Source organism: Oribacterium sp. P9, from assembly GCF_046365365.1.
Lineage (GTDB): Bacteria > Bacillota > Clostridia > Lachnospirales > Lachnospiraceae > Oribacterium.
Map to the genome: position 1 here is coordinate 1 of NZ_JBKEIS010000021.1, position 23,929 is coordinate 23,929.

Below are 23,929 nucleotides of genomic sequence, written 5' to 3' on the forward strand. Positions count from 1 at the left end.
ACCCTTTGGGGAGCTCTGTTAGAGTTACCCTTTTATAGCCACTGATAAAAAAGATAATTTTCTGCTAATCTATGCTTGACTTTTCATAGCTGGTCTCCGTCCCTGAGTACGGATAATGTGTCCTCAGTAAGACCTTTACTATGCAATCCCCTTCCCTCCATCAGCATTGCCCGATTTCTACAGTACTATGGGATTGTCCGACCACCTACCATTCATTTGAAATACTCCGTTTTCAGTTGCAATTCCATACTCTTCTTCGAGAAATGGCAGGTTCTCCCCAGTTGATGTGTATTCATAATGTAAAACATGATTGGTTCTCTGACTCCGCAGTGCCACATAACACTCGCCATATCGCATTACATGATATTGTCTTCCGCACCAGTTAAGACGTCGACCGATTGAAGTTAACGTTTCGAAGCTCAATCACTATTCAACCCTGCTTTCTTGCTGTCTACGTTTGTCAGATGCCGTTACCGGCATCATCCCAAGACTCGCTATTATCTGGTTGGCTAAACCTTGGATAAACCGGAATCCCACCGGCTTGACTACACACCCTTAGCTGGGCGCACAACTGGAAGTTGTTGGGTTCTTTACATAGATTAAATATCAATTTATAAATCAAACTCGTCTTCTATCTTTTCCTGTTCGTCTATAATATTCATCCTTATCTGCATACATCAACTTATCAGCCATTGCCTTAATTTCTTCAAAATTAAGTTCTATATGTTCTGAACAAACAACTACTCCCTTAGACACACTAAGTTCAGAAATAAGATTTCCCTGGAAGTTTTCAGTTAAATAATCAAATGTCTTAACTGCATCCTGTGCTTCTTCTCTCGTTCCTCTCAGTAATGCAACAAACTCATCGCCACCTACACGATACGTCCTTCCAAGACCTGAGAATGCATTATCCATACACTTCGAAGCGCCAATAATTAACTCATCCCCTGCTTCATGACCAATATTATCATTAGCTGCTTTTAAACCGTTCAAATCCATCATAATAAGAACGTATTCTATTAAGTTATTATTTTTCTTGATTATTTCACAGTCAACTTCAAACCCTCGTCTATTATATAAGCCTGTAAGCTCGTCCTTTATAGATGCTTCATATCTTCTGTTGTATGCATCCTTTGCCTTCTTCTCTCTCATACTAATAATAACAAATGAAGTTGCCATTATTAATACGCCTGCAATAAAGATTAAAACAATTGGAAGTATAATTTTATTTACATCCAATTTAACAGGATTATTATCTCTTATTACTATATACCAATCAAATCCTTCGAGATACTTGGTCATATAACAGCCATTCTCCGATAACTGATAATAAAAATCATCATCTGATATATTGTCAAAATATGAATTATCCAAGTAGCCTGTTTCTATAGAACTTACATCCGTATCAACCTGTATAAGTCCATCATGATTAACTAAATATACTTTGATATTGTATTCTTCCTCGAACCTGGCAAGTATGTCTACAAGGTCATTCATATCAACTCCGACACCACATACCCCCAAAATGTCTCCATTCGTGTCAAAAATACCGTAATTAATAAACACCGTAAGACTCCCGTTATTATCTTCATCAGTATCAACATTAACTATATATCTTTTCCCTGAATCCAAGTAATCCTTATACCATATATCATGGCTGTCATTTTCAACATCAAGATACCTACTTATTCCATTATATGTATAATATGCTCTTGTTTTATCCGAAACAACAAATACCATTTTATAATCAAATTCATTACCAATGGATACCAGACGATTAGTCATATCGTCTTTGACACTCTCCGCCTCTTCTCTGGTTTTCCCCTCTATGTAGGTTCTTATATCAATATCACTGCTAATCGTCTGAGAAACAGTAATTGGCTTAATAAATTCTTTCTCAATCTTTGCTGAAACCATCTGTGCAATTGTTCTGCTCTGTATTTCAGAGTTTTCCTTAGTTACCTGTTGAATCACATTCACACATGCTATGATGGAAACATTCATGCTAAGTAGCATTATGATAAGCATAATAACAGCATCAAATCTGCTGTCATTAATCATATTCGTATGTTCATCCCCATTATGAGACCAATCATACATATATGCAGCAAACATTACGACTGAACCTATTCCCAGTCCTAAATTGGTTATAGAAAATCCATAAATAAAGGACTGTACAACTGTTGCAATTATTGGAATAAACGAAAACAGCATCATTGAAATGAAGCTTCGTTTTTCCAAATACTTTCTATACTTAAACGCTATACCTGCTCCTATAAATATGACGACAAGTGATATTAGTGTATATACATACCAGAAATTATTCCTGTGATAATAATTTGCCTCATCGAAATAATACATCCATGGATAAAACAAATTAACCACAACAATGAAAATATTAATGCACGAAAAGATATTGGCAATTTTAACACTATTGCCACTTACTTCAGCACCTTTTTCAACAAAAACAGAACTAACATACCTAACATAGGTATTTGCCATTGCTATGTTCATAGCAAATACCATAAGATTCGCAATTCTAGTTACTAAAATATTAAAAGGACCCAGGTTACCTCTAAAAATATAGGCCAAAGTCTCTCCAAAAAACAGAACTGTAGCAATAAGAAATAATCGAACGAACATCCTCATACTCTTCTGTTTTGGATTATTTGCTTTAATTGAAACAAAAATTATTAGACAGAACAAACAAAAGAACATATCCATTGTTGCCTGTGCAATTTCAAGACTTGTAATATTCATCTATTTTTTTCCTCGTCGGTTGATACTCTTTTTTACCTTATATTTGAATTGATGGATAATGCTTGTTTTTTTATTCTTATACAAGATTACTGTTTTTTCTTCGAAAGGTAAATTTATCAATTCTGCAACTTCCGATTTGTATAACCTCTCTTAACATCTAATCCACTGTCTCAAATCGTGACATCTAATCCGAGGTTACAACCTGACACACATTTTGCAGTGGATATGTTTCCATATAAGAAAACCGAGCTTTTTCAGAAGTCTGGCTTCAAATCCAAACCTCCGAAAAAGCCCGGAATCTATGTTTTTTAATTTGTCTTACGCCACGCTGGATGCGCTACGGAAGCAAAGCTTCCTACGCTTATCCGCGGCATTCGCCGCATACAGCCCATCGCATAATGGTGCTTTGTGAGCAAGCTCCCACAGCACCTTATGCTCGGTCTGCACGTGGCTCATTGCTAACGCGTGACATCAAGACTACCGTCTCCACATGTACCGTTTCCGGGAAGTTATCCACCGGGCAGACATGGCGGAGCTCATAGCCGGCGGCGCGGAGGTACTTCACGTCGCGGGCGAGGGTGGCGGAGTCGCAGCTCACGTACACGAGCTTTTCCGGAGCCATCTGGACGATGGTGTTCAGGGCCTTCTCATCGCAGCCCTTTCGTGGCGGGTCGACGCAGATGACGTCAATGCGCTCGTCCTGATGTACTTCATACCAGGCCGGGAGCACTTCTTCGGCGGCACCGACGTAGAACTCTGCGTTCGTGATGCCATTTAGCGCCGCGTTCTGACGGGCATCCTCGATGGCCTCCGGGATGATCTCGACGCCATAGACCTGCTTCGCCTTCTGGCTTAAGAAAAGGGAGATCGTACCGATACCGCAGTAGAGATCCCAAACATTTTCCGTGCCCTGAAGGTCGGCGAATTCGAGCGCCGCGCCGTACATCTCTTCGGTCTGCACCGGGTTCACCTGGTAGAAGCTGAGCGGTGAGATGCGGAAGCGGACCTCGCCGATGGAATCTTCGATATATCCAGGGCCATAGAGATGCACGATCTTCGTCCCCATGATCACATTTGTATTTTCCATATTCACGGAGAAGCTCAGGCTGTCCACATGCGGGCACTCGCCGCTGTCCTTCGCTGCTCTATCCACATACGCAGCGCGGCCATCCGACGCATTTTCGCCGTTTTCCACCGTATCTGCGGAATCAACGCTGCGCAGCTCTGCTGCCGCGCCCGTCTGTCCACCATGCCCACAGAGCTTCTCCACCAGCGCCTCCTGGTGCGGGAGGCTCGTGCCGTTGATGACGAGGCAGACCATGTGCTGGCCGGAGCGGAAGCCCTTACGGCAGAGTACATGACGCACGAGGCCTTCGCCGCTCTTCTCGTCGTATGGGTCGATGCTGTAGTCCTCCATCCAGGTGACGATGGCTTCCAGTATCGCCTTATTTTCTTCGACGCCGAGGAGGCAGTCGTCGCAGGCGATGACGTCGTGGGTCCGGCCGGCGTAGAAACCGGCGATGATCTTTCCGGACTTGTCGCGGCGGATCGGGTACTGCGCCTTGTTCCGGTAGCGAAACGGGCTTTCCATGCCGACGATCAGCTGGAATACCTCGTCGAGAAGCGCCTGCGGCACCTCGCCGATGCGAAGCAGGTTGTTGTAGACCTTCTCCTGCTTGAAGTGGAGCTGTGCCGGGTAGCGCATCTGCTGGAGCTGGCAGCCGCCACACTGACGGGCGATCGGGCAGGCCGGGGTCTCCCGCGCCGGGCTCGGCGTAACGAGCTTTACGAGGCGGGCGAAGCCGTAATGCTTCTTCACCTTCGTCGCGGCGGCGATGACCTCATCACCGATGACCGTATCCTTGATGAACCAGACGAACTGGCCCTCGGTCTTTCCGATGCCGAGTCCCTCACTGGAGTAATCTGTAATCTTTACCTGAAACTGCTGATTTTTTTCCATAATTCTATCCGCGCGTCTGCGCTCTTCGATGCCTGCACGTCCGATGCTCTGACGCGCGTCCTGATGTTTCCATATACTTCATGAAGCAGGTGCGAATGCACCTGCTTCTCATAGTGTAGCACTGTTCAGCTATCTGCTGCCAGTCTCCTTACTCTTTCGTCTTCACACGCCGGATCTTCTGTACCGAAAGCCAGAGGATGCCGCCGAGGGCAGCGACCGCAAGGCACCAGCCCCACCATGGCATGTGCTCAACATTATAGCAGCGCACATTGACCCACATGCTGTTGATCGCCTGGTTCTTCGCATCATCGAAGTACTGCATGATGCAGGTGCGGTGGATGTTTTCGGTGCTCGGATACTGTGCGCCGAGCTGCCGGCGGGTCTGCTCCTCCGGAACGGTCAGCACGTAGTCCGGATCCACATTTTCATCGTCGCCGGTGAAGAAGTAGGTCACATCGTACGGTACGGTGTCCTCTTCGCCTTCCTCCGCGCCGTAGTTCCAGTCGAGGTACTCAAGGATACGCGGATCATCGCCACCGGATACGAAGGAGGTGTAGCCGATGTAGTACATGTTCCGGATTGCGTTATCCGGGCGGGACAGGAAATTGATCCACGCCTCGGCCGCCTGCTGCTTCGCCGGATCATCATGGATGCCGTTCTTCAGCATGATCCAGCCATCGAAGTAGATGTTGGACGCCTCATCCGGCATCGCAAACTCGAGCTTGTAACCATCCTCCTCGGCCTGATCCATGGTATAGACGGCGTCACCGGACCACTGGTAGTTACCCGCCACCTTTCCGGTCACCATATCGGCCTTACCGGAATCAACCTCGAAGCTGTAGACATTGTCCTTCATGCCCTGCAGCCAGTCCTGTACACGGTCGATCATCTCCGGCGAGGTGTCGTTTAAGCGGCTCTCCAGCTTCTCCTTATAGTCCGGGTCCGCGAGAAAGGCTTCACTCGTCAGCTCGTCGTGGTTCAGCGCACCGACCGCGGCGAAGTAGCACTCACGCACACTGTCCTTGATGGTAACGCGCTTCCGGAACTTCGGATTCGTCAGCACATCCCAGGTGGAGGCCTCCTCACGGGTCATCAGCTCCGGGTTATACACGATGCCGGTGACGCCCCACATATAGCCGGCGGCATAGCGACTCCATGGCTCGCCGTGGATCTCGTGGTCCTCGAAGATCTTTCGAAGATACGGGGACACGCCCTTGATGTAGTAGTTATGCTCGTCCGTCGTGTCGAAGAAGTGCTCGGAAAGCGGCTGAACCTTGCCCTCACTGATCAGCTTCATGAACATGTACTCGGACGGGCAGATGAGGTCGTAGGTGTCGCCGAGGGTCAGCATGTTGTAGAGATCCTCGTTGGTACCGAAGGTGGAGTACTCGACCTTCACCTTCTGGCCGTAGGTCTCCTGGTACCAGTCCTCGAAGTCCTTCACCAGCGAATTTTCACCGAGGATATCCCCGCTTGGGAGGTCAATGACTTCATCAGCGTTCCACCCGCCCTGGTCGATGTACTCCTCCCAGTTGCAGACGCGCAGCGTGATGGTATCGTCGGACTTCGGGGCAGCGAAGGCCTCGAGGGTGCCGAGCGATGGAAGGAAGGCACTCAGTGCGAGGCAGCCCGCTGCGAGAAGGGCGAGCGGCTTCCGGCTGCGATCGCCGACTGTCTGGCGCATGCCGTGTACTGTCCGGCGCGTGCCCGATGGAAGCATTGACCTGCGATAGGATGTAAACAGTTTATCCATGTACCGGCTCCTTTCTCTTCTCCTCCTGGATGGCACGGTAGTTTCCGACGGCCACCACCAGGATCACGATGAGGAAGATCACCGTCGACAGGGCCCAGAGTGCGGTCTTGATCGTCGTCTGGGAGCCCTTCGTCGCGTTCACGACGTAGGTGCTGATGGTATCAAACATCGCCGGCTTCGTGTAGGTCGCGATGAAGTAATCGTCGAGGGACAGGGTGATGGCGAGGCCGAAGCCGGAGACGATGCCCGGCATGATCTGCGGGATCACGACCTGCTTCAGCGCGCGGAACGGCGTGGCACCGAGGTCGAGCGCGGCCTCATAGAGGCTGGAGTCCATCTGCTGGATCTTCGGCATGACATTCAGGAACACAAACGGTGCACTTAAGGTCACATGGCCGATGAGCAGCGGGATGTAGGTATCCTTGCTGATGCGCATGACGACGACCATCAGTACACAGATGGAGAAGCCGGTCACGACGTCGGCGTTGATGACCGGAATCTGATTCATCGTGCTCATCGCGGTCTTCACGCGCTCCTTCGAGTAGAAGGCGCCGATGGCACCGAGGCTGCCGAGGATGGTCGCGATCAGGGCCGAGGTGACGGCCAGGGTCAGGGTACCAAAGATCATCGTCCGAAGCTCCTCGGTCGTAAAGAGGGTCACATAGTTCTGAAGGGAGAAGCCGCGGATCGTACCGATCGTCGTGGCGTCGGTGAAGCTGTAGACGGCGAGGATCAGGATCGGCAGATACAGAAGGAGCAGCATCGCCACGAAAAATATGGATTTCCAGAGCTTTTTCATCACAGTACCGAGCCTCCTCTCCGGTGGTCGTCCTCACCCGTGCCGGTCAGCAGGGTGAAGAGGCAGATAAATGCCAGCAGGATCAGTGCGATCATGGAGCCTCCGTGCCAGTTGTACGCAGAGAAGTAGCTTCCGATGAGCGATCCCATGATATAGGTGCTGTTGTACAGCATGTCGAGCACAACATAGTTCGTCATCGCCGGCAGGAAAACCATCGAGATACCGCTGACGACGCCCGGCATCGAGAGCGGCAGGGTCACCTTCCAGAACGCCGTCTTCTCATCCGCGCCGAGATCAGCGGCGGCCTCCAGCAGGGAGTGGTCGAGTCGTGAAATCGTCGTATAGATCGGAAGGATCATAAACGGCAGGAAATCATAGCTCATACCGATGACCGCATTGAGAAACGGATGCATCGCGAGGTTGCCTTCAAGGAAGGTCAGCACCTCCTTCAGTGCCGTGATGCGCAGTGAGAAATTGATCCACATCGGCATCACGAAGATCATCACGATGACCGACTTCGCGCGGAAGTGGCTGGTCGCGAGGATGTACGCGAGCGGATACGCCAGCAGGACGCAGACGATGGTCGTCACTGCAGCGATCGCGAGGCTGTAAAACAGGGTGCCCACGGTGTTCGGATTCGTGAAAAAGCCGATGAAGTTCATCAGCGTGAACTGTCCGGAGCCGTTCGTGAAGGCATAGTAGAACAGCACCGCCAGCGGTGCAATCACAAACAGAATCAAAAAGAGCATATACGGGATGCCCAGATTTTTTCTGGAGAAACGCATAGATCGGCTCCTTTCTACTTCTTGATCGTAAAGCTCATCTTCTCGGTCGGCATGATAAGTCCGACACGGTCACCCATGTTCCAGAGGTCCTCATCGTAGACGGCGAAGTCCTGCTCGAGCTCGGTGTGGATGATGTAGAGGTAGTGGGATCCGAGGTAGATCAGGTTACTGATGTTGCCCTGGATGAGACCCTCCTCCTGGTTATCGGTCATGTCGATGTCCTCCGGCTGGATGGACGCCATGACGCGGATACGGCTGAGGTCGATGACTTCACCGTTCGCGTCGATGATGGTACCGTCCTCCTGACGCTTGCCACCCTTGATGAGCTTCGTGAGGCTCGCGTGGAGCAGCTGGCCGTTGTACTCGAGACGATAGTCCTTGTTGATATCTACCTGGAAGGTATTCGTATGATCCTCTGCGATCATGATGTGAATGCCGTCCGGCTCCAGGCATATACCTACGCGGTCGCCGACATTGACCGCCTTCGTGGAGCGGGCCACGATCTCGTTCTTTCCGGACTGGATCGTGATTTCGTAGTGCATGCCCTTGAAGATCACGGCAGTCACGACGCCACGGATGGTACCGTTCTCCGGCTTCGTGATCTCGACATCCTCTGGACGAACGACGGCGGTGATGTGGGTGCCCTCCGGGACATCATCGACGCACACGAACTCACCACCGCAGAAACGGGTGGTCAGCTTCCCGGTCATGATGCCGCCGAAGATGTTACTCTCTCCGATGAAGTCGGCCACGAAGGCGTTCTTCGGCTCGTTGTAGATGTCCTCCGGGGTGCCGATCTGCTGGATCTCACCCTCACTCATGACGACGATCTTGTCGGACATGGTAAGCGCCTCCTCCTGGTCGTGGGTGACGTAGATGAAGGTGATGCCGAGCTTGTCATGCATGGCCTTCAGCTCGATCTGCATCTCCTGACGCATCTTGAGGTCGAGCGCGCCGAGCGGCTCATCGAGGAGGAGGATCTCCGGCTCGTTTACGAGTGCACGTGCGATGGCGATACGCTGCTGCTGACCGCCGGACAGGGTCGACACACTGCGGTCCTCGAAGCCCTCGAGGTCGACGAGGCTCAGCATACGCTTCACCTTCCGATCGATGACGTCCTTCGCTACCTTCTTCTGACGGAGGCCGAAGGCGATGTTGTCATAGATGTTCATGTGCGGAAAAAGCGCATAGCGCTGGAAAACCGTATTGATCGGACGCTCGTATGGCGGAAGTGAGGTGATGGACTTTCCGTTCAGGAGGATCTCGCCCGAGGTCGGGATGTCGAAGCCTGCGATCATCCGAAGGGTCGTCGTCTTCCCACAGCCGGACGGGCCGAGGAAGGTGACGAACTCGCCGCGCTTCACTTCGAGGTTAAAATCATGTACGGCGATGAAACCGTTGTCGTCGTACTGGCGCATCACATGCCTGAGCTCGATGATGTTCTCGCTTTTTACTGTTTCGTTTCCCATAATTCTTTCCCTTTATATATAAATAATATATGCGTTCAGTGTAGTGGGGACTCGGAGGGGCGGCAACGAAGGCACAGTACTCCGAGACCGGTGAAATCTAAGCCGGGTCCCCATTTGCTTGAACTGTAACTGAAACTTAAAACTCCGGCGGCGTGCTGATCCAGAGGAACTTCGCGGGCTTCGCGCTCGGATTCTCGATCCGGTGGACCTGCGTCGTTCGGTAGTAGAAGCTCTCTCCGGCCTTCACCGTGTAAACCGCCTCCCCGAAGTGCACCCGGATCTTCCCGTTCATGACATAGCCGAACTCCTCACCGGTATGCGGCTTATCCTCTTCGAGTGTCTGATGCGGGGCGAGTGTAACCAGCAGGGGTTCCATCTCGAACTTCTGCGCGGTCGGCACCAGCCACTTACGGCAGTTGCCCTGCTCATCCACCTTCTCGAAGCAGTCTGCTCCAGTGAAGACGATCTGCTCCTGCGTCGATTCCTTGAAAAATTCACCGGGCGTCGTCCCGAGGCACTCGATGAGATCCATCAGCGTCACCACCGACGGCGACACCTGCCCCCGCTCCAGCTGCGAAATAAAGCCCTTCGTCAGCTCCGTCCGATCCGCCAGCTCCTGCTGCGTGAGACCGTTTCGGTTCCGGAGATTCTTGATTTTCCGCCCGATCTCGACGTTCACCTGCTCTGCTGCCATGAGCGCTTCCCTTCCTGTGTATAACATGATAATTTCGTCTTCCGTCCCAGCTGATTCGCATCGTAATCCTGCAAAACCATGTCATGTACACACTAAACTTTTTGCTAAACTTGCAATATGCTATCACTAAACTTTTAAGCCGGAATTCATTATACTATAACTAAACTTTTAATCAATTAATAATTGACTTTTTACAGAAAAAATCGAACAAACTTGCAATGCAGCCCTATGGAGATCCAGATGGGTGGCGCGGTGGACGTTGCTGGTACCGGTCGCATAGCCCTTTACTATGGAAATCTGAATGGGTGGCACGGAGGGGCTCCCGGCCCATACTGTCACATTCCTATCTAATATGGTTTGATTTTGAAAATACTGGATACGTTTTTTGACCATAATCATCGAAATTGATTGTGAAGTATCCACTTTTAGGCGATTCCAAAAATATTGGATACGAAAAGCTTTATTTCATAAGAGCTCTCCGGGGTCTGGTATCCAGTATTTAAAAAAAGAAGTTATATTGGATATCTGCTTAAAGATATGTTTCTTTGAAGCACGAAATACATATCCACTATTTGAAAAATCGAGGAAGATTGGATAGTACGCATATATGCGTATGCCTGATTCTACGGAAAACTATCCAATAAGCGCCCTATCTCGAAATCGTGGATATTTTAGCTCTGTGTGCAAAAATGGTAAACGTTGCTGAAAGTATCCACGATTTCGAAATCCGTCGGTTATTGGATAGTGCCATCCATCTTTATCTAATTCCCCCACCTCGGGATTTTACGTGCATGACGCAATGGAACGTTGCGAGATGCCTTCGCTTGTGTTAGTATGGGCGACAGTGACGCGTATCCATAGACGCGCCCGGAACCTGTGATGATTTCCACGAAAAAGCGATGAGGATACCGTACCCCTCATCCGACGATGAGAAATCGTTGTGTTATTTAGAGCTATGGATTAGAAAGAATACATAAATGGAATTTAACGAGTTTTTCAGAGAACAGAACGCATCCACCCAGAACGGCGGAATGCGCTTTATTGAGAGCTTCTATGACGGCATGCGGGTAGCGGATATCTACCTCGTAAAGACGAAGAACGCTGCGCTCACGAAGAATGGTAAGGAGTACCTGAACGTGACGCTGCAGGATCGCACCGGTCAGGTGGATGCGAAGGTATGGGAGCCAAACTCCCCGGGCATCGCAGAATTCGATGTACTCGACTACGTCTATGTCGAGGGCAATGTCACCGTTTATAATGGCAGCAACCAGCTGAGCATCCAGCGCCTCCGCGTGGCGAAGGAGGGCTCCTTCGATCCGAAGAATTATCTTCCGGTGTCCGGTCGTCCGATCCCGGAGATGGATCAGGAGCTGCAGCAGATGATCAAGTCGGTGAAAAATCCGTACCTGAACAAGCTGCTCAATATGATCTTCCTCGAGAATGAAGGCTTCCATAAGGAGTTCATGCAGCACTCTGCCGCAAAGTCCGTACACCACGGCTACGTCGGCGGTCTCGCAGAGCATACCCTGTCGGTCGCAGCCATCTGTGATTTCTATGCGAAGCATTACCCGGATCTGCACCGTGACCTGCTGATCACCGCGGCGCTCTGCCACGACATCGGAAAGGTACAGGAGCTGACCGCGTTCCCACGCAACGATTACAGCGATGTCGGACAGCTGATCGGTCATATCGTCATCGGCTATCAGGCTGTTATCAATACGGCAAAGAAGATTCCGGATTTCCCGGAGACCCTCGCCGCAGAGCTTGGTCACTGCATCCTCGCGCACCATGGTGAGCTCGAGTACGGCTCCCCGAAGAAGCCGGCACTGATGGAGGCGATGGCACTTTCCTTCGCCGACAACGTCGATGCGAAGCTCGAAACCATGCGCGAAGCCATCGCTGCCGCAGGTAAGAACGGCAAGGCGCCGGACAGCAACGGCTGGCTCGGCTTCAACCGCCTCATCGACTCAAACCTTCGAAAGACGAGTGACCTGTCATAAGTTATAATGGAACAAAACGCCGGCGCGCAGAGGACTCCCCTCTGCACGACGGCGTTTTTGATAGTACAGTCAGAAATGAATCGTCGAGGAGCCCCGGAGGGCTGCCATCAGCAGCCATACGGAGAGACCGTGAATAAATCCAAAATGGGCCCTTAGAACCAGTTAGTTTACTTTCCTTGACCCCCTCTGCAACGCTGAGGTTTCATCAAGAAAACTCAGTGATTGCAGAGGGCTTACTGGTTCTTAGGGCCCATTTTGTGATTTTTCCGGTCTCGGAGTACTGTGCTGCTGATGGCAGTCCTCCGGGGCTCCTCGTAAAATCCTCATGGAATCATCGTGCGCCGACCGTCAGCTTATACTCGACCTCACTGTACTCGGAGCCGCGCTGGCGCTGCACCTTCACCTTGATGTCGTCGCCGACCTCGAGCTCACCGAGCACCTTACGGAACGTCGGCATGTCATCGATCTCGCTGTCGTCGATCATGGTGAGGACATCACCGCTCTGGATGCCTGCATTGAACGCCGGCGAACTCTTATCGCACTCCTCGATGTAGAGGCCGGCCGGAAGTCCTGCACGGGCCATCTCGGACGTCACCTCCTGCGCATGGAAGCCGAGGTACGGGTACGCGATGCCATTCGACAGCTTCTGGATCTGTGCGAGGAAATCCGTCGCGACGGCGATGCGATGATAGCCATCCACCGTTTCCCCGAGGCGGCTGCTCACCCAGCCGATCAGCTCGCCCTTCGTATTCAGCACGAAGGCCCCGCTCTCCGGGCTCGCATGAAGATCCGCGATCATCGCGGCGATACTGCCATCGATGTAGGATGTGTTATAGCTGATGGACGAAATCCTGCCGGTCGTGCAGGACGGATAGCTGCCATCCGGGGCCCCGACCGCGAGGAGCAGGTCCCCACGCTGCAGGCGGCCTGCATTGCCGATGGTGATCGTCCGGAGCTCATGCCGATCCTTCGCACTGAGCGTGTGCTGGGCGACGGAAACCACCGCGATCCCATCCGCCTGGTCCTGTGCCTTCAGCTGTGCTTCATAGGAGGAACCGTTCACACTCACCGTGATCGCGTCGTTCTCCTTTATGATGTCCGCAGAGGTGAGCACCAGAAGCTCATCGCCGGTGCGTGCGATCAGGATACCGGCGGCCTGTCTGCCGGACTCCACCTCCATGCCGAACATGTCGGTGCTGGTCACGCGGCTCTCGACCTCGACGAGGCTCTGCTCCGCCTGCTGCGCGACATGCTTGAGCGCCGCGTTCAGCTTCTCGTAATCCGCCACCGTGTACGCATAATCTGCGAGCTCCTGCCGCACGATGTCCTCGACCGGGCTCGTCTCCGGCGGGGCACTCACTTCCGCAGCCTGTACCACTTCTGCAGTGGACTGTCCGACTTCCCCGGATGCCTCTGCTGTGGTTTCCGCTTCAGATGGAGCACTGCCCCCGGCTGTACTCTCTTCCGGAAGTGCAGCACCGCCCTCCGAAGCGATCACTTCCGTTTCCAGGACGACGGCCTCGCTCTCCATCGGATGCAGGCGCTCCCGGATCTCCGGCTCCAGGCCACCGAAAACAGCGGCGCTGACGGAACCAAACAGAAGTGCGGAAATCAGCACACGTGCATAGTGCCGCGTACGCTTCTTCCAGTCTCCCTTCCGACCTACGATATTTTCTTTGATAAAGTCTTTTTCTGCCATAGCACAATTATAACCATGAAGATATTTTCACGCAAGAAATTTGCCTTCATGTGCTATACTGATAGGCATGAATGAAAAAGTATTACACACACTCGAATTTAATAAGATTAAGGATCGCCTGACAGACTGTGCGAGCTCCCAGGAGGGACGCAAGCTCGTCCAGGCGCTGCTGCCATCGACGGATCTCGCAGAGATCGATCGAAACCTCGCGGAAACCGACGCGGCCATGCTTCGGATCGGTCTCTATGGCACGCTTTCATTTTCCGGCGTGAAGGACGTCCGTGACAGCCTGAAGCGGCTCGAGATCGCGGCTTCTCTGTCCGCGGCAGAGCTGCTCTCCATCAGTGGCGTGCTGACCGTCGCCGGTCGTGCGAAGGCCTATGCCCGTGACAGTGAGAAGACACCGGAGGCACCGAAGCCGGTGCCACGGGCGGTGCGTTTAAACGCCCACTACACGAAGAATCAGCCGGATCCGGAGAAGCTCCGGGAGGACGCGGCAGACGATGCACTGTCACCGTACTTCCGTGACATCGAGCCGCTCTCTCCGGTCAATAAGGAAATCATCCGCTGCATCCTCTCGGAGGATGAGATCGCCGACGACGCGAGTGCCGGTCTCTTCAGCGTACGTAAGAAAAAGCATGCCCTGGAGGAGCGCATCCATACGACGCTGAACGGCATCCTGAACGGCAGCCGTGCCCTGCTGCAGGACGCGGTCATCACCATGCGCGATGGCCGCTACTGTCTCCCGGTGAAGGCGGAGTATAAGTCGAGCTTCCCGGGCATGGTCCACGACCAGAGTGCGACGGGATCGACGCTCTTCATCGAGCCGATGAACATCGTCAAACTGAATAATGACATCCGTGAGCTCGAGGCCGACGAAAAGAAGGAGATCGAGAAGGTCCTGGACACCCTGTCCGGCTCCCTGATGCCTTACACGAACGAGATACGTCGGAACATCGAGATCCTCGCGCACCTCGACTTCGTCTTCGCGAAGGCGAAGCTGGCGGCCTCCATGCGGGCCACCCGTCCGGTGCTGAACGATCACTACTACATCAACATCCTGCAGGGCCGTCATCCGCTGATCGACCCGAAGAAGGTCGTGCCGATCACGGTGTACCTCGGAAAGGAATTCGATCTTCTCGTCATCACGGGACCGAACACCGGTGGTAAGACCGTGTGTCTGAAGACCATCGGTCTCTTCCAGCTGATGGGCCAGTCCGGTCTCTTCATCCCGGCCGCCGAAGGCTCGGAGCTCGGTGTGTTCGAGGAGATCTTCGCCGACATCGGTGACGAGCAGTCCATCGAACAGAATCTGTCGACCTTCTCCGCGCACATGACGAACACCGTCCGTATCCTGAGCGAGGCCGACAGCCACAGTCTCTGTCTCTTCGATGAGCTCGGTGCCGGTACCGATCCGACCGAGGGTGCGGCGCTCGCGATGGCGATCCTCAACTTCCTTCATAATATGAAGACACGAACCGTCGCGACCACCCACTACGCAGAGATCAAGGTCTATGCCCTCTCCACCGAGGGTGTCGAGAACGCGAGCTGCGAGTTCGATGTGAACACCCTGAGCCCGACCTATCGTCTGCTGATCGGTGTCCCTGGTAAGTCCAATGCTTTCGCCATCTCACAGAAGCTGGGCCTGCCATCCTACATCATCGAGGATGCGAAGAGCCGCCTCGAGAACGAGGATGTCAAGTTCGAGGATGTCATCGCGAGCCTCGAGGAGAGCCGCGTGACCGTCGAGCGTGAGCGTGAGGAGATCGCGCGCTATAAGGCGGAGATCGAGGAGTATAAGCGCCGTGCGCGGGAGAACTCCCGCGGCGTCGAGAAGGGCCGTGACAAGATTCTCCAGAAGGCCCGTGAGGAAGCCGCACAGATCCTGGCGGATGCCAAGGAAACGGCGGACTCCATCGTGAAGGAGCTCCGGAAGCAGGAGCAGAACGGTGCGGCAGTCTTCGAGGCCGACCAGACCCGCTCCACGCTGAATAAGAAGCTGCGGGAGACCCAGGCGAGCCTCTCTGCCGCACAGAAGGTAAAGGGACCGGCCCAGCCAGTATCGGCGAAGAGCCTCCGCATCGGCGACACCGTCCATGTGGCTTCCATGAACCTGAACGCCACGGTCTCGACGCTGCCGGATCGCAACGGTAAGCTCTATGTCACCGCCGGCATCATCCGCACCCAGGTATCGGTGCGCGATATCGAGCTCGTGGATACCGGAAAGGTATCCGGCCCTGGTCTCGAGCCGACGAAGAAGGGAAAGAAGTCTCATGCCGGCAACATCCGCATGCAGAAAACGATGAGCATCTCTCCGGAGATCAATCTCATCGGCCAGACTACCGCAGAGGCGATCCCGGAGCTGCAGAAGTACCTCGACGACGCCTATCTCGCGCATCTGCCGCAGGTCCGTGTCGTCCACGGACGTGGTACCGGCGTGCTCCGAAAGGCGGTGCATGCACAGCTGAAGAAGCTGAAATACGTGGATTCCTTCCGCCTCGGCGAGTTCGGCGAGGGCCAGGATGGTGTCACGATCGTCATGTTTAAGAAGTAAGGGCACGCGAGTGCCTGCGATCGATGCGCGCAGGAACCCCCGGTGAAGAAACACCGGCGGACGGGTGCCTGCGGCAGCGTCGGAAGCATTGGCAGAAGAACGAGGAGGAAAGCCGGATGGCGGAGAAACAGAAAATTCTGATCGTGGATGATGACGCTTCGATTTCGGAGCTCATCTCCCTCTATCTCGAAAAGGAGATGTTTGATACGCGCTGCGCCGCGGATGGCGAGGAGGCGCTGCAGCTCTTTACGGAATACCAGCCAAATCTCGTGATTCTGGATCTGATGCTCCCGGGCATCGACGGCTATGAGGTCTGCCGGCGGCTCCGGGCGAGCTCGCAGGTGCCGGTCATCATGCTGTCGGCGAAGGGGGAAACCTTCGATAAGGTGCTCGGGCTCGAGCTCGGCGCGGACGACTACATGGTGAAGCCGTTTGAGTCGAAGGAGCTCGTGGCGCGGGTGAAGGCGGTGCTTCGTCGCTACCAGCAGGCCCAGGCGCAGGTCAATGCTGCCGTCGATGCCGCACTCTCCGCCCAGCAGGCGAAGGCAGGCACAGGGCTCACGATGAATGGTGCCGCAGGCGCGGCTGCTGCGGGCTTCGCGAAAAACGGCGGGGTCGGCGCGACTTCACCGCAGGTACGGATGGGCGCGGGCTTCCTCGATACGACAGGGCTTCCGGCGGATGCGGATGGCAATATCACCTTCCGGGCGTATGCTGAGGGCGACAGCGGCTCCGGCGAGCTGTACACCTACAACGGGCAGACCGGACAGCTGCATCGCGGTGGTACGGACGCGCGGACACATGCGACGGATATGCTCGACGCCTACCGGAACGGTGACTACATCGAGTACAAGGATCTTATCATCAATAAGTCAAATTACGCCGTTTACTACAGCGGGCATGTCGTGGAGATGCCGCCGAAGGAGCTCGAGCTTCTCTACTTCCTGGCATCCTCACCGAATCAGGTCTTCACGCGAGAGCAGCTCCTCGATCACATCTGGGGCTATGAGTTCGCCGGGGATTCCCGGACGGTCGATGTGCACATCAAGCGGCTGCGCGAGAAGCTGCCGGGGAATCCGGACTGGGAGATCTCTACGGTCTGGGGCATCGGCTACAAGTTCAGAGTGATATGATAAACAGAACCCCGGAGGGCCGGCAGCAGATGTACTGTGCATCTGCTGCCGGCCCTCCGGGGTTCTGTTCTTATGTCTCTGGCAACTCGTAGCTGGCCTGTGGCAGTGTGAAGGTGAACTCGGTGCCGACGCCCTCCGTGGAGACGCAGTCGATGTTCTCACCGTGTGCGGTGATGATGGACTTCACGATGCTGAGACCGAGACCGGTACCGTGCTTATCCTTGCCGCGGGACTGATCCGCCTTATAGAAGCGGTCCCAGATCTTCGCGAGGTCCTGCTTCGGGATACCGATGCCGGTGTCCTTTATGGAGACGAAGACCTTCTGGCCGCGTATCCCGGTGCGGATCGCGATCGAGGATTTCGGATTACTGAACTTCAGCGCGTTATCGATCAGGTTATAGAGCACCTGCTGGATCTTACTGTAGTCCGCGTAGACCATCTCCTTCTTCTCGGCGAAGGTCAGCTCGAAGACGAGCTCCTTCTTCTGACAGGTCATCTCGAAGCTCGCGCAGACATCACGGATCACGCGGTTCACATCGAAGTTCGTCCGGCTGAGGAAGCCCTTCTTATCCAGGGTGCCCAGACTCAGCATTGACTGCGTCAGCTTCGTAAGGCGCTCCGTCTCGGAGATCAGGCGCATGAGGTACTTCGGCTCCAGCTCCTCCGGGATCGTACCGTCGAGGATGGCCTCGAGGTAGCCCTTGATGGAGGTCAGCGGAGAGCGAAAGTCATGGCTGACGTTCGCGATGAACTGCTTCTGATAGTCGTCCGACTTCGAGATCTCATCCGACATGAAATTCAGGGTCTCCGCAAGGTAGCCCATCTCATCCTCCGAGTTCGTCGTGATCTTGTAATGGTAGTCGCCGGCGGCATACTTCGTGGCCCCCTCCGTGATGCGCTTCAGCGGACGGTAGACGATGACATAGAAGACGGCCATGATCAGCAGCGACAGGATGAAGATGATGAGCGCCGTGAGGTAGACGATGTTCAGGATGTCGTTCTGTGAAGCGACGATGTTTTCGACCGGTTCATGGATGAGGACATAGCCTGCAGTCGTATACCCCCGGGTCACCGGGGCCATGACGGAGAGGACATCGTCCGGATACAGATCGTGATAGCAGCCAAGCTTGTAGCGCATGCCGGTCATCGTGCTGTCGAAATCCGGGATCTCGATGTTCTTATGTGCCTCCTCCGCGGTGTCGCTCAGCACCTTTCCGTTTCGGTCCACGATCCAGATGTCGACATCAAGGAAGGTGGAGACCGCCTTCATCTGCTGACTCACCGCGTCGGTGCTCAGGTTCAGGTTTCCCGTCTCGGAATAGGTCGAGGAAATCAGTGTCGCCTCACTGTAGAGACTGTTCGCCCGCTCCCGGATCAGGTAGCGGTAGGTAAGTCCGGAGGACAGGATCGCCACGACTATGAAGCCCAGCACACCGAAGACGATATACGCCACGATAAATTTTACAAATAAGGATCGTTTCACTTTAGTTCGTCAGGACGAGCTTCGCGCTGCCATAGATACCGGCGTCGTTGCCGAGGGTGGCGAGCACGATGTCTGCCTTCTTCGTGAGGATCGGCGTGTAGTCTACATAGTGCTTCTTCACGAGGTCGATCAGGTACTGACCGGCTCTGGAAACACCGCCGCCGATGACATAGATTTCCGGATCAGCTACCATGGAAATCGTGGCGAGGGCACGGCCGAGGTAGTACATGCTGGTGTCGATGGTCTTCACCGCGAGCGGGTCACCGGCCTTCGCACAGTCGCAGACATCACGTGCACTCAGCGCATCGCCGAACGCACGCATCGTGGAGGCTTCGTCGCTCGCCGCGAGATTACGCTTCGCCTCGCGGACGATGCCGGTCGCACTGGCCACCTGCTCGAGACAGCCATGGCCGCCGCAGTTGCAGGCCTCCTGCTCACCGTCACGCACCTGGATATGACCGATCTCTGCGCCGGCGCCATGGACGCCTGCGATGATCTGACCGTCGATGATCAGTCCGCCACCGACACCGGTGCCGAGGGTCACCATCACGAGATTTGCGTGGCCCTTACCGCCACCCTGCCACATTTCGCCGAGGGCGGCAACATTGGCATCGTTACCGACGGCACAGCGGATCCTTCCGCCCATGAGCTCCTGCATCTCCTTCGCCGGCCAGTGATCATGCCAGCCGAGGTTGACGCAGATGTGCACATAGCCGTTCGGCTCGACCGGCCCCGGCACACCGATACCGATGCCCTCGATGTCCGTGAGCTCGATGCCCCTCTCACAAAGACGCTTCTTCAGCGCATCCGCGACATCCGGAAGGATATACTTTCCGTCCTCTTCCTTACGGGTCGGAACCTCCCACTTATCCATCAGAACACCGGTGAGTGTGAAGATACCGCACTTCACCGTCGTTCCGCCTACATCAACGCCTACACAATACTGATTCATAAGAGCCCCCTTCTGCTACTTCAGCTTTACAGATTCCATCGCGCCCGCACTTCCGATGAGCAGATCGAGGCCCAGCGGATTCTTCATGCCATGCGCTACCCGCGCTCTGGAGATCGAGGTATCGATGTTGCCGCTGTACTTCAGTGTGCCGCTCATGTCGTAAAGCTGGAGCGTGGTATTATTATAAACCAGGACCCTGTCCTGATCGATATCGAAGTTTGTATAGTTCAGCTGGAACGGCGTCGAGAACACCGTCTGGCCGTTCAGCCGGTATACGGTCAGCATGTACGGATCCGCGGAGGTCTCCGAATCGCTGTTATCCGTGATGATGCCAATGTAGTCGTCCGCATAGGTAATCGCCTGGATCGTCTGCTCGATCTCGACCTTCTGGCTGAGCTCCGGACTCGTCAGCACCTTCGTACTGAAGAAGGCGATGCCGCCATCATAGAAGGCCTGCGCATGCGTATCATCCGAGAAATGCACCCGTCCGGCGAGATGTCCGCTGAAATCGTCGGTGAAGCCACCCACGACACGGTTACTGCCGGCATTCTGGCCGATCTCACTCAGATTATAGAAGATGACCTTGTTCTGGATCGTTCCGTTCTCGATGGAGGCGAACGACGCGATCAGCTCCGTGCCATCCGGTGATACTGCGATGTCCACCGGATATCCGTCACCGTCGAGCACCGACTTGATGGAAATATCCAGCGCCGCACCCTCCTTCGAGAAGACGGTGATATAGCTCGCCTTCGAATCCTCGAGAAGTGCATAGGTGACGCCGGTGCCGGCCACTGAAATCTTCGTAATCGGCAGATTCGTCTCTGCCTGTCCGGTGGTACCGGTCTTATTCATGATATAGATCGCGGTCTTACCCTGATCGGCGATCGCACAGTAGTCTCCGCTGATGGACACATACGGACTGTTCATCTCGTAGGACTGATTCCAGATGGTCTTCCCCGACGAATCGATATAGGTCGCACCATCGCGGGTCACCTTCAGGAAGCCGTCGCCGAAGATCTCATAGTCCTCATAGTCCGACTCGCTCACGCCGTTTTCACCGGTGAAGCTGTTTCGCCAGTTCTGCGAAAAGCCCGTATACGGCCGCTTCATCATATATACTGCACCCGCCACAAGCGCGCCGAGCACCAGTACGACGAGAAAAACGAGGAGGCGGCGACGACTACGTCTCCGCTTCCCCTTCTCCTCAGCCTGCTCCGCCTCCTGCTGCAGCAGCTCCTTCGTATCGACGACGCGACGGCGCAGCTCCTGTTTTCGATTTTCTCTCTCAATATCTGCCATGTTTTTTAATATAAGCTGTGCGGATATACGCCCTGATCTACGAGCTCCTGTAAGGACTGCTGCACAGCTTCCTTATCCTCTGCATAGGTCACACCGAACCACTTATCATGATCCTCCAGCACCTTGACCGTCGCCTTACCCGCGAGCATCAGCTTCGAAATCTCCGCCGGAAGGAGGTACTCGCTCTTCATCTCCTGACCATGCTCGTCGAGCCATGCCGGGAAGTTCTCGATGAGGACATCCAGGTACTTCTCTGGAAGACCGAACATGTTCATGGAAACGATCGCATTGCCATCGACCTCGACCGGATTTCCATCGCCATCCTTACCCATGAGCTTTCCATCCGCCTGCTTCGCGATGTCGTAGGTCTCGTCAATCTCATGAAGATAGCCGCCCTCGCCCATCACACAGACACCACGGTTGACGGTGCCGTGATCGGACAGGGTGTTTCCCACGATGTAGCCGGCCATGCACATATCGAAGGCCGGTGCATCCTCATCCATCGTATTTACGAGGTAGTCATGAATCAGTTTGAAGCCCTCACGGCCATAGAAGTCGTCCGCATTGATGACGGCGAACGGGCAGTCGATGAGATCCCGCACCTGGATCAGTGCATGCGCGGTGCCCCACGGCTTCTTTCTGCCCTCCGGTACACGGTAGCCCTCCGGCAGCTTGTCGATCTCCTGGAAGGCATACTTGCACTTCGCGATCTTCTCGACACGGTCGCCGATGATCTCACGGAAATCCTTCTCGATATCCTTACGGATGATAAACACGATCTCGTCAAATCCGGCTTCCAGTGCATCGTGGATGGAGTAATCCATGATGATCTCACCACTCGGTCCCAGCTTCGCCAGCTGCTTGATCCCACCGCCGAAACGGGATCCCAGACCTGCCGCCATAATTACCAGTGCCGTTTTTTTCATTTTACTTTACTTCCTCTCTCGTCCGCAGAACGCGGGCAATCTCATATCCTATGCTTATGTATGTTTCTACTGAACTGCATCTCCCCATCATCCCGACAACGGCAGGTCAGAGAAGTGCATATTCACATATCAGTAGCCGAGCCACGCGCCGTCTGCGCCGACGTGAAGACCATCCGGGGTGGTCGTGTTCGTCAGCATTGCCCCGAAGGTGCCGTCGTGCAGCTGGTTGAAGTAGTAGAACTTGTCGTTGATCTTCCACCAGCCATGAAGCATCGCGCCGTAGGTCGCGCCCTCGGTCGTATTCAGCAGATACCAGCGGCCATCCACGTGCTGGAGGCCGGTCAGCATCGCGCCGTCTGAACCCATGAGGTACCAGTTGAGGCCGTCCGGACAGATCCAGCCGGTCAGGAACTGATTGCCGGCGATGTAGTACCACTTATTCATGTACTGCATCCACTGTCCGCTGCCCGTGCCGGTCACACCGGTCGGATTCAGGGTGCTCGCCGGACTGCCCTGCTGGAGGTTGAAGCCCGGGCCGAAAATCTTTTCTGCGTTGTTCTTCACCTTAACGGTCGAGTTACTCGTCACGATCGCGTTGGAACGCGCGGTCGGGATCGAGAAGCTGTAATCGGATTCGGTCTTATCACCATCGACCGTCGCGTCATCACAGATGAACATGGACTTCGCGATGAAGCCGCCGCCGTCACCAGAGGCCGCTGCCTGCACGGAGATGTGGTCGACCGAGCGGCCACCCGAGCTGTAGCTGGAGACATTGACCGCGTGCTTCGGACCGGTCACCGAGGTTTTATTCTCGTGATAATCACCGTCTGCGTCCGTCCAGTAGATGTAGACGTTATACTTCGTCGCGTACATCACCTTATCCCAGCTGATCTCGTCGCCGTTATGCTCGAAGCCGGTCGGATTCTTCAGTACGTAGAACGGGTAGGTGGTGCAGCGGAGGCGGATCGCGTTTTCGTTCCGGCTCAGCATCTCGACCTTCGTCGCGCCGAGGACCTCGACGGCACAGGTTTCGGTGAAGCTGTTGCCCGCCATCGGGTGAACCTCGATCGTGTAGGTGTAGGACTTGCCCGGCTTCGTGCGATCGCCGGAGGTGCTGTAATCATACACGAAGTAGAGATGATCGTAGGTCGCCGGCTCCTCACCGCTCGACATGTCGCCGGCGGTCATGCTGCTCTCCTCTTCCGGGGCCAGATCGATGCGGACCGTGCTGATCCCGGCTGCCAGGGCCGTCATCGCGCTCATCGCAGACAGCATCACACAGGCTGCCGCCGTCAGGAAAAACGTACGGAGTTTCATCCTCGCTGCTCCTTTCTTTTCTATATCATGAACCTTTTCGAAGGGTTCGTAAAGTGTCGATAATGTATCGTCTTATTGTACCAAGTTATGCAGGGCTTTTCAATAAGAGGGCGGCTACTGTTCAGACAGGGGACCCGGAGGGGGCAACGGAGGCACAGTACTCCGAGACCGGTTCAATCTAAGCCGGGGACCCTAAGCGGCACTAGGCCCTCTGCAATCGCTGAGTTTTCTTCATGAAAACTCAGCGTTGCTAGAGGGTGCTAAGGAAAAAAGTACCAAGTGCCGCTAAGGGGACCCGGCTTGATTTCACACGGTCTCTACGTATGGCCTCCGTTGCCGCCCCTTC

General features: G+C 54.3%; 16 protein-coding genes. 3 read left to right on the plus strand and 13 right to left on the minus strand.

Annotated elements, in window-relative coordinates; all coding sequences use genetic code 11:
* Positions 1–618 precede the first annotated feature (618 nt).
* From ACK8P7_RS09890 to ACK8P7_RS09920, 7 genes are all read right to left on the minus strand, one after another.
* Positions 619–2,760 (minus strand): diguanylate cyclase domain-containing protein, encoded by a 2,142-nt coding sequence (locus tag ACK8P7_RS09890; protein WP_410044048.1) that lies wholly within the window; start codon positions 2,758–2,760, stop codon positions 619–621.
* A 430-nt stretch (positions 2,761–3,190) separates the two neighbouring features.
* Positions 3,191–4,720, minus strand: a complete 1,530-nt coding sequence (rlmD, locus tag ACK8P7_RS09895) for a 23S rRNA (uracil(1939)-C(5))-methyltransferase RlmD (RefSeq protein ID WP_410044049.1) — start codon at positions 4,718–4,720, stop codon at positions 3,191–3,193.
* A gap of 148 nt (positions 4,721–4,868) precedes the next feature.
* Positions 4,869–6,473, minus strand: a complete 1,605-nt coding sequence (locus tag ACK8P7_RS09900) for an extracellular solute-binding protein (protein ID WP_410044050.1) — start codon at positions 6,471–6,473, stop codon at positions 4,869–4,871.
* Complete coding sequence (locus ACK8P7_RS09905) at positions 6,466–7,272, minus strand: ABC transporter permease (protein WP_410044063.1); 807 nt, start codon at positions 7,270–7,272, stop codon at positions 6,466–6,468. The genes ACK8P7_RS09900 and ACK8P7_RS09905 overlap by 8 nt, the downstream gene beginning before the upstream one ends.
* Positions 7,272–8,057 (minus strand): ABC transporter permease, encoded by a 786-nt coding sequence (locus tag ACK8P7_RS09910; RefSeq protein ID WP_410044051.1) that lies wholly within the window; start codon positions 8,055–8,057, stop codon positions 7,272–7,274. Before ACK8P7_RS09910 ends, ACK8P7_RS09905 begins: the two co-directional genes overlap by 1 nt.
* A 14-nt stretch (positions 8,058–8,071) precedes the next feature.
* Positions 8,072–9,526 (minus strand): polyamine ABC transporter ATP-binding protein, encoded by a 1,455-nt coding sequence (potA, locus tag ACK8P7_RS09915; RefSeq protein ID WP_410044052.1) that lies wholly within the window; start codon positions 9,524–9,526, stop codon positions 8,072–8,074.
* 136 nt (positions 9,527–9,662) lie between these two features.
* Positions 9,663–10,247 carry a cupin domain-containing protein gene (locus ACK8P7_RS09920; RefSeq protein WP_410044053.1) on the minus strand — a complete coding sequence of 195 codons (585 nt, stop codon included), beginning with the start codon at positions 10,245–10,247 and terminating at the stop codon, positions 9,663–9,665.
* Positions 10,248–11,251: 1,004 nt separating this feature from the next.
* Here ACK8P7_RS09920 and ACK8P7_RS09925 point away from each other — a divergent pair.
* Complete coding sequence (locus ACK8P7_RS09925) at positions 11,252–12,220, plus strand: 3'-5' exoribonuclease YhaM family protein (protein WP_410044054.1); 969 nt, start codon at positions 11,252–11,254, stop codon at positions 12,218–12,220.
* Positions 12,221–12,551: 331 nt separating this feature from the next.
* On the opposite strand, the gene ACK8P7_RS09930 is transcribed toward ACK8P7_RS09925, so the two are convergent.
* Positions 12,552–13,919, minus strand: coding sequence for a S1C family serine protease (locus tag ACK8P7_RS09930; protein WP_410044055.1), 1,368 nt, complete (start codon positions 13,917–13,919; stop codon positions 12,552–12,554).
* A 67-nt stretch (positions 13,920–13,986) separates the two neighbouring features.
* On the opposite strand from ACK8P7_RS09930, the gene ACK8P7_RS09935 reads away from it, so the two are divergent.
* Together ACK8P7_RS09935 and ACK8P7_RS09940 are read left to right on the plus strand one after the other, a co-directional pair.
* Positions 13,987–16,473: an endonuclease MutS2 gene (locus ACK8P7_RS09935; RefSeq protein ID WP_410044056.1), complete on the plus strand. Its 2,487-nt coding sequence runs from the start codon at positions 13,987–13,989 to the stop codon at positions 16,471–16,473.
* 116 nt (positions 16,474–16,589) lie between these two features.
* Positions 16,590–17,606 carry a response regulator gene (locus ACK8P7_RS09940; RefSeq protein ID WP_410044057.1) on the plus strand — a complete coding sequence of 339 codons (1,017 nt, stop codon included), beginning with the start codon at positions 16,590–16,592 and terminating at the stop codon, positions 17,604–17,606.
* Between the two features lie 70 nt (positions 17,607–17,676).
* Here ACK8P7_RS09940 and ACK8P7_RS09945 read toward each other — a convergent pair whose 3' ends face one another.
* From ACK8P7_RS09945 to ACK8P7_RS09965, 5 genes are all read right to left on the minus strand, one after another.
* A complete protein-coding gene (locus tag ACK8P7_RS09945; RefSeq protein WP_410044058.1) occupies positions 17,677–19,089 on the minus strand; it encodes an ATP-binding protein in 1,413 nt (470 codons plus the stop codon).
* 1 nt (position 19,090) lies between these two features.
* A complete protein-coding gene (locus tag ACK8P7_RS09950; RefSeq protein WP_410044059.1) occupies positions 19,091–20,041 on the minus strand; it encodes an ROK family glucokinase in 951 nt (316 codons plus the stop codon).
* 15 nt (positions 20,042–20,056) lie between these two features.
* Positions 20,057–21,340 carry a DUF5711 family protein gene (locus ACK8P7_RS09955; protein ID WP_410044060.1) on the minus strand — a complete coding sequence of 428 codons (1,284 nt, stop codon included), beginning with the start codon at positions 21,338–21,340 and terminating at the stop codon, positions 20,057–20,059.
* Between the two features lie 5 nt (positions 21,341–21,345).
* Complete coding sequence (locus ACK8P7_RS09960) at positions 21,346–22,266, minus strand: sugar phosphate nucleotidyltransferase (protein WP_410044061.1); 921 nt, start codon at positions 22,264–22,266, stop codon at positions 21,346–21,348.
* Between the two features lie 129 nt (positions 22,267–22,395).
* Positions 22,396–23,583 carry a hypothetical protein gene (locus tag ACK8P7_RS09965; protein WP_410044062.1) on the minus strand — a complete coding sequence of 396 codons (1,188 nt, stop codon included), beginning with the start codon at positions 23,581–23,583 and terminating at the stop codon, positions 22,396–22,398.
* Positions 23,584–23,929 lie beyond the last annotated feature (346 nt).